The organism is Micromonospora thermarum, from assembly GCF_012034245.1.
GTDB classification, from domain to species: domain Bacteria; phylum Actinomycetota; class Actinomycetes; order Mycobacteriales; family Micromonosporaceae; genus Micromonospora; species Micromonospora thermarum.
In genome coordinates, this window is sequence record NZ_JAATEO010000002.1 from 275,191 (window position 1) to 289,264 (window position 14,074).

6 protein-coding genes are annotated in these 14,074 nt (G+C 72.2%); all 6 read left to right on the forward strand.

Going from position 1 to position 14,074, the window contains the following annotated elements:
• The first annotated feature begins 274 nt into the window (after positions 1 to 274).
• The 6 genes from HCJ94_RS03040 (at position 275) to HCJ94_RS03065 (ending at position 14,022) form a co-directional block, all read left to right on the forward strand.
• Positions 275 to 4,264, forward strand: coding sequence for a calcium-binding protein (locus HCJ94_RS03040; RefSeq protein ID WP_240943884.1), 3,990 nt, complete (start codon positions 275 to 277; stop codon positions 4,262 to 4,264).
• 584 nt (positions 4,265 to 4,848) lie between these two features.
• A complete protein-coding gene (locus tag HCJ94_RS03045) occupies positions 4,849 to 7,995 on the forward strand; it encodes an OmpL47-type beta-barrel domain-containing protein (RefSeq protein WP_205800529.1) in 3,147 nt (1,048 codons plus the stop codon).
• A 20-nt stretch (positions 7,996 to 8,015) separates the two neighbouring features.
• Positions 8,016 to 8,177 (forward strand): hypothetical protein, encoded by a 162-nt coding sequence (locus HCJ94_RS03050; RefSeq protein WP_167999395.1) that lies wholly within the window; start codon positions 8,016 to 8,018, stop codon positions 8,175 to 8,177.
• Entirely contained in the window at positions 8,174 to 9,343 is a 1,170-nt protein-coding gene (locus HCJ94_RS03055; protein WP_205800530.1) for a multicopper oxidase domain-containing protein, read from the forward strand. Before HCJ94_RS03050 ends, HCJ94_RS03055 begins: the two co-directional genes overlap by 4 nt.
• A 40-nt stretch (positions 9,344 to 9,383) precedes the next feature.
• Entirely contained in the window at positions 9,384 to 13,442 is a 4,059-nt protein-coding gene (locus HCJ94_RS03060) for a ThuA domain-containing protein (RefSeq protein WP_167999396.1), read from the forward strand.
• Between the two features lie 142 nt (positions 13,443 to 13,584).
• Entirely contained in the window at positions 13,585 to 14,022 is a 438-nt protein-coding gene (locus HCJ94_RS03065) for a hypothetical protein (RefSeq protein ID WP_167999397.1), read from the forward strand.
• The last annotated feature ends 52 nt before the right edge of the window (positions 14,023 to 14,074 follow it).

The following is a 14,074-nucleotide window of genomic DNA, read 5'->3' on the forward strand; positions in this document are numbered from 1 at the left end:
CGTCGATGACACGCTCGTGGTCTTCGCCGGAAAGTTCGGCACCAAGGACCAGCGCGGCGACAAGGCCTGGGACAACACGTCCGGCACCTACGCCGGCGTCGTCATCAAGGTGTACGCGCTGCACTACGCCGACGCCGACCCCGAGTTCGACGGCTTCGCAATCGAGGCCCTCGGCCGCCGGCAGGAGTTCCTCAACCGGGACGGCGAGCCGCCCCTGACCCGGGTGGTCGTCGACGGTCGCGGCTACCAGGTCGGCGACGCCAGCAAGACCTCCATGTCGATCCTGCTGCTCGGCGACGGCGACAGCGGGGGCGACGGCACCAAGGTGTCGACGTTCGACAAGACCGCGGTGGTGATCGGTTCCGACGGCAAGGACCAGATCCGCACCGGCACCGGCCCGGCGTACGTGGACGGGCGGGGCGGCGACGACATCATCGTCACCGCCGAGGCCGCCGGCACGGTCAGCCGGGTCGCCGGCGGCCCCGGGAAGGACACCGTCACCAGCGGCGACGGCGACAACGTGGTGGCCGGCGACAGCGGGCTCGGCGCCGTCGACCGGACCGGCGACACCCCGGTCCGGACCGGGGTGGGCACGACGACCCTGAAGGGCCTGGTCGACTGGACCAAGCTGGTTGCCCCGACCGAGGCGACGGACGGCGAGACCGACCACGTCACCGTCGGGCACGGCACCAACCGGGTCTACGGCAACGGCGGCGACGACGTGCTCGGCGTTCTGGTCAACGACAAGCCCAACGGCAAGAACACCATCGTCGGCGGCCCCGGCGGGGACACGATCAACGGTGGCAAGGGTGACGACACCATCCACACCTCCGACAGCGGCGTACCGGCCGACGTCGACCAGCCGGGCAGCGGCGACGCCGGGCTGACCAACCGGGTGGACACCGGCGCCGGACAGGACACGGTGCACGGCAGCGCCGGCACCGACCTGGTCGTCTCCCATTCCGCGAACGGCCAGACCGGCCACCTGCACGGCTACGGCGGCAACGACGTGCTGGTCGGCGGCTACGGCACCGACGAGCTGTTCGGCGGCCCGGACGAGGACTACGTCATCGCGGAGCCGTCGACGGTGGGCGAGCCGGGCGACTCCGACGGCTACGGCCCGTTCCGGGCGGTCACCCACGAGCCGCTGCCCACCGGTACGCAGTCGCAGACCAAGCTGCTCGTCGGCGGCCTCGGCAGCGACCACGTGATCGGCGGCGACGGCGGGGCGACCGTCTTCGGCGACCGGCGCCTGCCCGACGAGGCGTGCGCGGACGCCACCCTCGCCGACGCCCAGCCGAACCCCGCCGACCAGGGCGCGGCCGACCTCATCCTCGGCGGCGCCGGGGTCGAGGTGGTCTCGGCCGGCAGCGGGGACGACCGGGCCGACCTCGGTGGCGGCGACGACCGCGTCTGCGGTCAGCTCGGCAACGACACCCTGCACCTCGGCGGCGGCGCGGACCGGGCCTGGGGCGCGGCGGGTGTCGACCAGCTGCACGGCGACGACGGTGACGACCTGCTCTTCGGCAACACCGACAACGACGGGCTGTTCGGCGGCACCGGCGTGGACACCGCCGAGGGCAACCAGGGCAACGACCAGGTCTTCGGTGGCCCGGACGCCGACGTCCTGTACGGCGGTGGGCGTACCGCCGGCACGAGCGACGGCCGGGACCACCTGTACGGCGAGGCGGGCGCCGACCGGATCGTCGGGGACAACGGCACCCCACGGACCGGCGACACCGGACCCGAGCCGCTCGACCTGGCCGGTGACGTCGCGGGCGCCGGCGACGGCGACGTGATCTCCGGCGGTGGCGAGAACGACGTGGCGTACGGCGGCCTCGGCGACGACCGGATCAACGGCGACGGCGGGGACGACCAGCTGGAGGGCAACAACGGCGCCGACCTGGTCCACGGTGACCAGGGCCGGGACGAGATCGTCGGTGGCTCCGGGCAGGAGCCGACCCCCGGCACCGGCCGGCCGGACGCCGGCGACCAGCTGTACGGCGACGCCGACACCGACCTGATCGCCGGGGACAACGGCCGGTTCGCGCCGGCTACCGCCGACGCCACCCGGATCACCCAGGGCCGGGCCGGCCCGCAACGCAGGATCACCCTGCTCGACCTCGGGTTCAGCCCGGTGGCCGGCACCAGCGGCGGTGACCTGATCTCCGGTGGGGACGCCGACGACGTCATCCTCGGCCAGGGCGGCCCGGACCGGGTGCACGCCGGCGGTGGCGCGGACTTCGCCGAGGGCGGCCCGGACTCCGACTGGATCGAGGGCAACGCCGGTGACGACGACCTGGTCGGTGGCTCCAGCACCGCGTACGACGGGTCCGGCGCCACCACCTGGGGCCAGCCGGACACGGCGGACGCCGTCTTCGGCGGACCCGGCTCCGACGCGGCCATCGGCGACAACGGCGCCGTGCTCCGCCCGCTCCCGGGTGAGGTGCCGACCTCGGTGACGATCCGGCTGGGCGCCGACGGCGCGCCGTTCGGCCCGCGGATCGTGGTCCTGCTGGACCGCGCGGCGGCCAGCGGCATCCGGTACGGCGGCGACCGGGTCAGCGGCGGCGACGGCGTCGACACCCTGTGGGGCCAGGACGGCGACGACGCGCTGACCGGTGACGGCGACGGTGACTACCTGGAGGGCAACGGCGGTGCCGACGTCCTGCGCGGCGACAGCGCGCTGGATGCCACCGGGCGCAGCGTCGTCACCCCGCTGTCCGACCCGGGCTGGCCGGGCGCCCCGAGCGCCGCGGGCGGCCTGGTCGGCTCCGGCGCACCGGCCGGGCAGGACGACCTGATCGGCGGCAGCGCGGCCGCGGGCTTCCGGGACACCGGGGACGTGATCGAGGGCAACGGCGCCGACGACGTGGTCCTCGGCGACAACGGCTCGCTGCTGCGCACCGTGGTCACCGCCGACGGCGGGCACGCCGAGCGGGTCTACGCCGAGCGGTACCCGACCGACGCGGTGCCGGAGCACGCCACGGTGGCCCGTACGCACGACCCGGCCCTGCCCGGCCCGTCCACCCGGTTCTGCACCACCGCCCAGGCCACCTGCGAACCGGCCGGCGCCTTCGGTGGCGACCAGCTCTACGGTGACGGCGGCGACGACGGGGTGTGGGGCCAGGACGGTGACGACACGATCCGCGGCGGTGCCGGCGACGACGACCTCCTCGGTGAGCTCGGCACCGACACCCTGTACGGCGACGACGGCCAGGACGCCATCCTCGGCGACCGGGGCGGCGTGGTGAACCAGTACCTCAACGCCGACGACGTGGCGGCACTGGGCTTCACCGCCACGCTGTCGTCGGTGCCGCAGGAGTCGTACACCGGGTTCCGGCCCGGCGACTATGACCGGCGGGTGGACCTGCTGCACGACACCGACGGCGACGCCTGGATCGGCGACTCCACCGCGCCGCCGATGCCGCACGCCGGCCTGACCGCCGGCGCGGGGGACTTCATCCGCGGCGGCGCCGGGGCGGACAACATCCACGCCGGCTTCGGCGACGACGTCGCCAACGGCGACAGCGGCGGCGACAAGCTGTTCGGAGCGGAGGGCTCGGACGTGTTGTGGGGTGGCAAGGGCTGCGACCCGGCGCTGGACGCGGCCAACCCGCAGTGCCAGGTGGACGGCGCGTTCAGCGCCGCTGCCCGGGGCGACCGTGACCAGTACGTCGACCACCTCTTCGGCGGTGCCGGGGCGACCAGCGGGCCGGCGGTGACCGCCGTGCTCGGCTCCGACCTGCTGGACTTCCGCCCGCGCGGGTCGTACCCGGACAACTGCGCTCCCGGCGCCTGGCCGGTGACCACGGCGTCGGGGACGGTCGACCCCTGCCGCTGGTTCGAGATGACCGGGCTGGACGACGACGTCCTCGCCGACAACCAGCACCACCACGGCACCGACTGGATCTACGGCGGCTGGGACCGGGACGTCCTCCAGGGTGACGTGACGGCGAACGGCCCGAACAACGGCGACCGGCTGTTCGACTGGAACGGCGCCTACAACCTGTACACCCACTGCAACGCGGCCTACGGCGGGTTCAACGACATACGCCAGCACAGCCCGGCCATGCAGGACTTCCTGACACGGCTGGCGTGGGCCGACGGCGCGGGTCGCAGCGCGACCGACGTGACCACGGCAGGCACGTCCGCCTTCCTGGAGCTGTCGTACGTGTATCCGCGGGACAACCGGGAGCAGGGGGCGGGGGCGGCCTACCCGAGCACCCCGGGGCACTTCGACCAACCGTCCTGCGCCGACTGATCAACCGAACCCCTCCGGGGCCCGCCTCTCTCACGAGGGTCGGGCCCCGAGGTCTGTCCGGCGTCGTCGGCGGGCGGCACGAGGACGCGTTTCAGCGGCCTGTGACGAACTTTCGTTTGCCCAGAGGAAAGTGTCAATGCGGCCAGCGAAAGGTCTGGACACGCTGGGGCCTACTTAGTAGGGTCCAAGACACATCGAAATGTTTCACCGAGAGGAACCGTCGGCGCGGTGACTCTCGACCCGTGGTCCCCAGGCGGCGCAACACGTCCGGCGGCCACGGCCAGGACCAGGGACGGCACCCCGGGTCGGCGCTACCACGAGCGCCCCGGTGCGGACACGCACCGCGGCTTGACCGATGCCCACCCCTTCGGACTCACACCCCGTCAGCTCCGACGCGGAACCCTGTCTGATCCCGCGTGCGATCCGGCTCGCCGCTGACATCAGGCACATCCGGTTCACCAGGACGACCGTGACGACCGGTCACGGCCGAGGACCTCGTGCGGCCAGGGGGGGTCGTCGAGCGGGATCACCACGTTGCACGCCGAGCAGACGAAAGGTTCGTACGGGCCGTGAAAGAGGCAGTCATGAACGGGTTCTCACCGCCCGGCCGGCTCTCGGTACGCCGGCTGCGGAGATCGATTGCGGCCGCCGCCACGGCGGCCCTGATGATGCTGACCGCTGGACTGGCACCGGCTCCGGCCAACGCGCGTCCGGTCGACAACGACCGGGCGACGGCCGCCGCCGCGTCGTCGCAGCAACTCCAGGCGCAGGTGCTGACCTGGACCGCCGGCGACAACTTCCTCTCGTACCTGTCGGCACCCACCACCGCCGTCGCCGGGCCGGCGACGCTGGTGTTCGAGAACAGCCGCGCGACCGGCAACACCACCGGCATGCAGCACACGCTGACGTTCGAGACGGGTAACCCGGCGTACAACAGCGACGTCGACGTGAACATCCTCGCCGACCCGAGCGACGCCAACGGTGGCCGGTGGACCGTGGACGTCGTGCTCTCGCCCGGCACGTACCGGTTCTTCTGCGCGATCCCGGGTCACGGTGGGATGTCCGGCCTCCTGGTCGTCACCGGAGGCGGATCGGACACCACGCCGCCGACCGCGTCGGCCGCCGTGTCGGGTGAACGGGACGAGAACGGGGCGTACGTCGGGTCGGCGACGGTGACGCTGTCGGCCACGGACACCGGCTCGGGCGTCAACCGCGTGGAGTACTCCCTGGACGGTGGCGCGTACGGCACCTACTCGTCGCCGGTCACGGTGAACCAGGCGGGTCAGCACACGCTGAGCTACCGGGCGACCGACAACGCCGGGAACACCTCCACCCCCCAGTCGGTGTCCTTCACGGTCGTGCAGCCCCCGCCGCCGGACACCACCCCACCGACCGTGACGGCCGCGGTGACCGGACAGCGGGACGAGAACGGCGCGTACGTCGGCAGCGCCACCGTCACCCTGTCCGCCGCCGACGCCGGTTCCGGTGTCGACCGGATCGACTACTCGGTGGACGGGGCCGCCTACGCCGCCTACTCGGCGCCGGTGACGGTGAACCAGCCGGGTCAGCACACGGTGAGTTACCGGGCGACGGACAAGGCGGGGAACACCTCGGCGGCGCAGCAGGTGTCGTTCACGGTGGTGGACCCGCCGGCACCGGACACGACACCGCCGACCGCGTCGGCCGCCGTGTCGGGTCAGCGGGACGAGAACGGCGCGTACGTGGGCAGCGCCACCGTCACCCTGTCCGCCACGGACACCGGGTCGGGCGTGGACCGGATCGAGTACTCGCTCGACGGGCAGCCGTACGCGACGTACTCCGCGCCGGTCACGGTGAACCAGCCGGGTCAGCACACGGTCAGCTACCGGGCCACGGACAAGGCGGGCAACACCTCGACGGCGCAGCAGGTGACGTTCACGGTGGTGAACCCGCCGGCACCGGACACCACACCGCCGACCGCGTCGGCCGCGGTGACCGGACAGCGGGACGACAACGGCGCGTACGTCGGCAGCGCCACCGTCACCCTGTCGGCCACCGACACCGGGTCGGGCGTGGACCGGATCGAGTACTCGGTGAACGGGGGCGCCTACGCCGCCTACACCGCGCCGGTGACCGTGAACCAGCCGGGTCAGCACACGGTGAGCTACCGGGCCACCGACAAGGCGGGGAACACCTCGGCGGCGCAGTCGGTGTCGTTCATGGTGGTGCAGCCGCCGGCACCGGACACCACCCCGCCGACCGCGTCTGCCGCCCTGTCCGGTCAGCGGGACGAGAACGGCGCGTACGTCGGCAGCGCCACCGTCACCCTGTCGGCCACCGACGCCGGCTCGGGCGTGGACCGGATCGAGTACTCGCTCGACGGGCAGCCGTACGCGACGTACACCGCGCCGGTCACGGAGAACCAGCCCGGCCAGCACACGGTCAGCTACCGGGCCACCGACAAGGCGGGCAACACCTCGGCGGCGCAGCAGGTGACGTTCACGGTGGTGCAGCCGCCGGCACCGGACACCACCCCGCCGACCGCGTCGGCCGCGCTGTCGGGCCAGCTCGACGACAACGGGGCCTACGTCGGTAGCGCCACGGTGATCCTCTCGGCCACGGACGCGGGATCGGGCGTCGACCGGATCGAGTACTCCCGCGACGGGCAGCCGTACGCCGTGTACACCGGGCCCGTCACGGTGAACCAGCCCGGCCAGCACACGGTCAGCTACCGGGCCACCGACAAGGCCGGCAACACGTCGGGCACCGCGTCGGTGACCTTCACCGTGGTCGCCAGCGGACCGGAGCCGGACTGCCCGGTGCCGGACACCCGGCCGACCGTGTGGCTCGGCACGGTCGACAGCGGCGTACCCAACCGCGTGGTCGACGGTGACTGCACGGTCAACAACGTCATCGAGGACGAGCGCACCTGGCCCCACCACGGCGAGTTCGTCACGCACGTCACGACGGTGGCGGAGCACCTGCACCACCTGGGCGTGATCACCCACAAGGAGCACGGGCGCCTGGTGAGCGCCGCCGGCCGTTCCGGCGTCGGCAAGCCGGACGAGAAGAACGGCTACCAGCCGCTGCTCGACGGCTCCGCGGCGTCGTTCGCCCGGTGGCAGCACGTCGGGGCGGGCGGCTTCACCCGCAACGCCGACGGATCGATCACCAGCCGTCCCGTCGCCGGCCTCGGCATGCTGTGGTACCCCGTGACGGCGTACGGCGACTTCTCCCTCAAGCTCCAGTGGCGCGACGACGCTCCGGGCACCGGCCGCGCCAACAGCGGCGTCTTCGTCCGCTTCCCGGACGTCCACCGGCACGCCGCCGAGTCCCGGCCGGAGTGGGTGGCCATCAAGTACGGCCACGAGCTCCAGATCTTCGACCGGCCCGACGGGGACCAGTACAAGAGCGGATCGGTGTACGGCTTCGACCGGGTCGATCTCGCCGGGGCGCAGGCCACCCCGAAGGGCACCTGGAACGACTACGAGATCCGGGTGGTCGGCCAGCACTACTCGGTCTTCCGCAACGGCGAGCTCGTCAACGAGTACGTCAACAGCCCGGACGCGGTGTTCAGCCCGCCGCGCGCCGACGATCCCGGCGGCGCGGGACGCCAGAGCGCCAGCGGACACATCGGCCTGCAGAACCACGGCACCGCCGACGTCATCAGCTTCCGCAACGTCCGCATCGCGCCCCTCTCCGCGTGCTGCCCGAACGGAACGGCGTCCGGCACCTCGAGCACCTGCTGTTGAGCGAGCGAAGGGAACCAACCATGGCGAAGCACAGATTCGACCGTCAGGCCCGGCTGCGCGGGCTCGCCGGGACCACCGTCGCGGTCAGTGCGGCGAGCCCGGCCGGAGCGTTGCCCGCAGGCGCCTCCGGTGGGTCGAGCGGCCATCTGATCCGACGCGGCGAGCTGCGGGGGGACCGGTGAGCGCGTCCACCTGGCGGCTGCCCGACACCGACCCCGCGCCGGAGCCCGACCGTCCCGGCCCGAGCGCGCGCCGACTGCTGATCGTGGCGGCCATCGTGCTGCTGACCGTCATCGGCGCCGGAGGGCTCGCGGCGGCGGGCGGCCCGACGGCGTTCTTCGCCGACCGGCCGGACGGCTGCGCCAAGCCGGACCGCAGCATCCAGCTGTACGCGGTGGAGCTGCCGAAGGACGGCACCCAGATCCGGCTCGGCTACGGCCTCACGCCGGAGACCGCCTCCTACCCGGGCCCGACGATGGAGATGATGGAGGGGGAGTGCGTCGCCATCACCCTGCACAACCGGGTGCCCGCCGCGACCCTGGAGCAGCTGCGCACCGACCCCGGCCATCCGCTGGGAGTCTCCCTGCACGTGCACGGGGTCAAGTACACGCAGCTGTCGGACGGCACGGTGCAGAGCAACTCCTTCGTCCCGCCGGGCGAATCGCGGACGTACACCTGGTTCGCGCAGCAGCGGAACAACCGGACCGGGGCGCAGGGTACGGCCGGCTACTGGTGGTACCACGACCACGTCGTCGGCGGCCCGCACGGGACGCAGGGCCTGGGCGCGGGGCTCTTCGGCGGGCTCGTCGTACGGCGGCCGGGCGACCCGAAGCCGGACCGGACGTACGTGACGGTCTTCGGCGACCGGCAGAGCATCAACCTGCGCCGCGGGGACGCGACCGACACCTGTGACCAGCAGAACCCGCAGCCCGGGCCGACCTGCCTGGTCGCCCGGAAGGGGGAGCGGGTCGAGTTCGTCGTCGTCGGCATCGGCAACGAGATGCACACCTTCCACCTGCACGGGCACTCCTGGGCGGACACCCGGACCGGCGTGATCGGCAACGGGCAACCCTTCGCCGACTCCGTCCCGGTCATCGACAACAAGCCGCTCGGCCCCGGCGACTCGTTCGGCTTCACCGTGGTCGCCGGCGACTCGGTCGGACCGGGGCACTGGATGCTCCACTGCCACATGCAGTTCCACTCCGACGCCGGCATGTCGACGATGCTGCACGTCCTGGACGAGTCCGGGGCGATGCCCCCGGGCCACGACCACTCCCACCCGGCAGCCGCGCCGGCCGCCGCCGCCACCTCGGCAGCCACCGGCGGCGGCGAGCACCAGCACAACTGACCACCGGGAAACCATGTCCCTCAATCCAGGAGGAGTCGAGATGGCTCACGGACGCCATTTCCGGTTCTCCCGCTGGGTCGGACGCCATCGCGCCGACTCGACGGGATCCACACCCACACCACCCGTCCTCACCGCGCCGCGTCACGTCGCCACGCCCCGCCGCCTCGGCGCACTGGCGTCGAGCGCCGCGCTGGTCCTCGGCACCCTGGCGCTGCCCGTCCAGGCCGTCACCCCCGCGGCGGCGGCCGCCGCCGAGGCCACCGCGGCCGTGAAGGTGCTCGTGTTCCACGGTCCGGTGGACAAGCAGGACGACCCGGTGGCGAAGGCCGCCGCGACCATCAAGGAACTGGGCGGGGCGAACGGCTTCTCCGTCGACGCCTCCGCCGATCCGGGCGTCTTCACCTTCGGCAACCTGGCCCGCTACCGCGGGGTCGTCTTCCTGTCCGCCAACGGGGTGACACTCAACGACGCCCAGGAAGCCGCCTTCCAGGCGTACGTGAAGGGCGGCGGCGGGTTCGTCGGCGTCCACGACGCCGCCCGCGCCCAGCCCAGCTCGGCCTGGTTCACCGGCCTGATCGGCACCCGCCCGGCGGCCAGCCTCCCCAATGCCGAGAAGCCGGTCGCGGCCACGGCGAGCGCCGAGAACCCGCCGAACGAGACCGCCGCCAAGGCGATCGACGGGTCGACGAGCACCAAGTGGCTCACCTTCAACCCGACGGGGTGGCTGGCGGCGAAGCTGGCGAATCCGGTCGTGGTGAGCCGCTACGCGCTGACCTCGGCCAACGACTTCCCCGGTCGCGACCCGAAGAACTGGACGCTGCAGGGCTCCGAGGACGGCACCACCTGGACCGACCTGGACACCCGCACCAACGAGACGTTCCCACAGCGCTTCCAGACGAAGCAGTACAGCTTCACCAACACCACGGCATACCAGCACTACCGGCTGAACGTCACCGCCAACAGCGGTGAGCCGCTGGTGCAGCTCGCCGAGCTGTGGCTGATCGGCCCCGACGCCGGCCCCGCACCGGACACCCAGGTGCAGGAGGCCACGGTCGACCTCACCGACCGCCAGCACCCGGCCAACAAGGGGCTGCCGTTGACCTGGACCCGCTCCGACCAGTGGATCAACTGGGACCCGAGCCCGGTCGGCCGGGTCCACACCATCGCCCAGGTGGAGGAGCGGACGTACAACGCGGGCCTGAGCGGCAACGGGGCGTTCCACCCGATCTCGTGGTGCCAGGACTACGACGGCGGCCGGTCGTTCTACACCGGCATGGGCCGCACCGAGGCCAGCTACACCAGCGACAAGCAGTTCCAGGGCCACCTGCTCGGCGGCATCAAGTGGGCGGCCGGCATGGTGCGCGGCGACTGCCAGGCGACGATCGCGTCGAACTACCGCGTCGAGCGGCTGACCGCCACGAACCAGCCGGGCCAGCTCGACCAGATCGGTGAGCCGCACGGGCTGACCATCGCGCCGGACGGCAAGGTCTTCTACATCGGCAAGGCGGCGTGCCCGTCCGGGCCGATCGTCAGCTGGGACGACCCCAAGGTCGGCCTCGGCTGCGGCACCATCCACCAGTGGGACCCGAAGACCAAGCAGGTCAAGCTGCTGACCACCCTCCCTGTGATGGGCAACCGGGGCAGCGGCAGCGAACTGGTCAAGAACGAGGAGGGCCTGGTCGGCATCACCCTCGACCCGAAGTTCGCCCAGAACGGCTGGGTCTACGTCTACTGGATGCCGCACGAGTCCATCGACCGGGACAAGCGGATCGGCAAGCGGACGGTGTCGCGGATCACCTACGACGCCGCGAAGCAGACGATCGACCAGGGCACCCGCAAGGACCTGCTGAGCTGGGACACGCAGATCCACAGCTGCTGCCACGCCGGCGGTGGGATGACCTTCGACGAGAGCGGCAACCTCTACGTCGGCACCGGCGACAGCAACTCCTCCGGTGGCTCCAGCGGCTACTCCGGCAACAACTGGACGCAGGACTACAAGGGCGTCTCGTTCCAGGACGCCCGCCGTACCTCCGGCAACACCAACGACCTCAACGGCAAGATCCTCCGCATCCACCCGGAGCCGGACGGCACGTACACCGTCCCGGCGGGGAACCTCTTCACCGGCAACGAGGAGGGCGGCGGCAAGACCCGTCCCGAGATCTACGTGATGGGCGTACGCAACATCGCCCGGATCGCCTGGGACCCGGTCAACGACTGGCTGACCGCCGCCTGGGTCGGCCCGGACGCGGGCGCCCCGAGCCCGGACCTGGGCCCGGCGAAGTACGAGACGGCGACGATCATCACCTCCGCCGGTAACCAGGGCTGGCCGTACTGCATGGGCAACCGGCAGCCGTACCGGGACCGCAGCAACACCGACGCCACCGTGCTGACCGGCTGGTACGACTGCGACAACCTGAAGAACGAGTCGCCACGCAACACCGGCCTGGTCAACATCCCGCCGGCGCGCGACAACATGATCTGGTACTCGCCGCAGGGCGGCGGCCCGGTCTACCCGAAGCGCACCGACGGCAGCGGCCTGCCGACCTACCAGCTCGGCCAGGAGACGTTCACCCAGCCGTACCTCAAGGGCGGCGGCCAGGCCATCATGGACGGGCCGACCTACCAGCGGGAGAACGTCGACACCAACAGCGGTGTCGCGTGGCCGGCGTACTGGGACGGCAAGTGGTTCATCGGTGACCAGTCCAACGCCAACAACCGGGTCGCCGTGACCGTCGACCCGACGAAGGTCTCCAGCCACGGGCCGCCGGCCTTCGCCGAGGACCTGCGCAGCATCATCCGCTCCGGCAACGGCGGCACCCAGCTCCAGTCCTGGATGGACGCGAAGTTCGGGCCCGACGGCGCGCTCTACCTGCTCGACTACGCCGGCGGGTTCTTCAGCCTGCACTCCAACCAGAAGCTGATCCGCATCGCCTACCAGGGTGGCCCGGCCACGCCCCGCCCGAGCGACGCCGCCGCCCGGGTGGTGACGCAGAGCGACCCGAGGACGGTCGCCTTCTCCAGCGCCCGCGCCGGCGGTGTGGCCTGGGAGTGGAACTTCGGTGACGGCAGCGCGCCGTCACGGGAGGCCAACCCCACGCACACCTACGCCGACTACGGCACCTACGAGGCGACGCTGAAGGTGACCTACGCCGACGGCGAGGTGGCCACCGCGAAGATCCAGGTCTTCGCCGGCTGCGCCGCGCCGGACACCGGCAAGACCGTACGGATGCTGGACACCGACACCGGTGTCGCCAACCACGAGGTCGGTGGTGACTGCACGGTCAACGACCTGATCGACGACGAGCGGAACTGGGCGAACCACGGCCAGTTCGTCAGCCACGTCGCCGACGTGGTCAACGACCTCCGCGGCGACGGTGTCCTGGACAACCGGGAGGCCGCGAAGCTGAACAGCGCCGCGGCCCAGTCGCAGATCGGCAAGATCGCCGGGTACCGGCCGCTCTTCGACGGCACGGCCCAGTCGCTCGCCGACTGGCGGCAGGCCCCCGGCGGGTCGTTCGCCCTGCGGCCCGACGGGTCGATCCGCAGCACCGGCGGGCTCGGCATGCTCTGGTACGCCAAGGACGAGTTCGCGGACTTCTCACTGCGGATGACGTTCCGGGACGTCTCGGCGGAGGGCACCTACGGCAACAGCGGTGTCTTCACCCGGTTCCCGGACCCGCGGACCCCGCTGGACCAGCGGCCGGCCGGCAGCTGCGGCACGGTCGGGTCGGCCCGGTCGTCGGAGGCCTGGGTGGCCATCTACTGCGGTCACGAGATCCAGATATACGACGGGCCCACCGGTGAACCCCAGAAGACCGGGTCGATCTACAACTTCGACCCGAACAACCTGGGCCAGTCCGGGGCGACCCCGAAGGGCCGGTGGAACGACTACGAGGTCCGGGTGGTCGGACAGCACTACACGATCATCCGCAACGGCGTGGTGATCAACGAGTTCGACAACACGCCCGGCAAGGCGTCGTCCCGCCAGGGCGACCCGCCGACCGACCTGCGCCAGTTCCTCAGCGGATTCGTCGGGTTGCAGAACCACGGCAACAACGACCTGGTCGAGTTCCGCGACGTGCGGGTGCGGGAGTTGTAGTGGACGGGTGCGCCGGGTACGGGGGCCGCTGCCTCCCCCGTACCCGGCGCACCGCGGTCCCCGACCGGCTTTGCGGGCCACCGTCCCCGCCCGGCACTGCCGATGGCCCGCGGAAGGGGGGCGAAAGCGTACGATCCGGGGTGTGGCGCTCCGGCCGGCTCTGGTCGTACCTCTCGTCGCGGCCCTGCTCGCGGCGGGCTGCACGGCGACGGACGGCGGGGGAGCGCCGCGACCGCCGTCCGACGTCCCGACGGCCGCCACGAGGACCGGCGGTGTGATCCTCCGGATCGTCACCCAGCTCGGCGAACAGTGCCCACACATCCCGGCCACCCCCGACCCGAGCTGCGACCCGAAGCCACGGCCGGACACCGGCTTCCAGGTCCGCTCCGCCGCCGGTCACCTGGTCAGGGAGGGGCGCTCGGGGCCGGACGGTCGTGCCGAGGTCGCCGTGCCGCCCGGCGAGTACGTGGTCCGGGGCGACCCCGTGCCGGGCTGGCTGATCGCCCCGGAGCGGCGCGTCACCGTGTCCGGGAGCGACCCGGTGACCGTGCCGTTGACCTGGACCAACGGCATCCAGTGACGCCGGGCCGGCGGGAGCACGCCGCTCCCGCCGGCCCGGCCGGTCGTCACGG

Excerpts from the sequence above, each read along its gene's own strand:
- HCJ94_RS03040 (WP_240943884.1), top strand. The coding sequence starts at position 275 with ATGTCGATCCTGCTGCTCGGCGACGGCGACAGCGGGGGCGACGGCACC.
- HCJ94_RS03045 (WP_205800529.1), top strand. The coding sequence starts at position 4,849 with ATGAACGGGTTCTCACCGCCCGGCCGGCTCTCGGTACGCCGGCTGCGG.
- HCJ94_RS03050 (WP_167999395.1), top strand. The coding sequence starts at position 8,016 with ATGGCGAAGCACAGATTCGACCGTCAGGCCCGGCTGCGCGGGCTCGCC.
- HCJ94_RS03060 (WP_167999396.1), top strand. The coding sequence starts at position 9,384 with ATGGCTCACGGACGCCATTTCCGGTTCTCCCGCTGGGTCGGACGCCAT.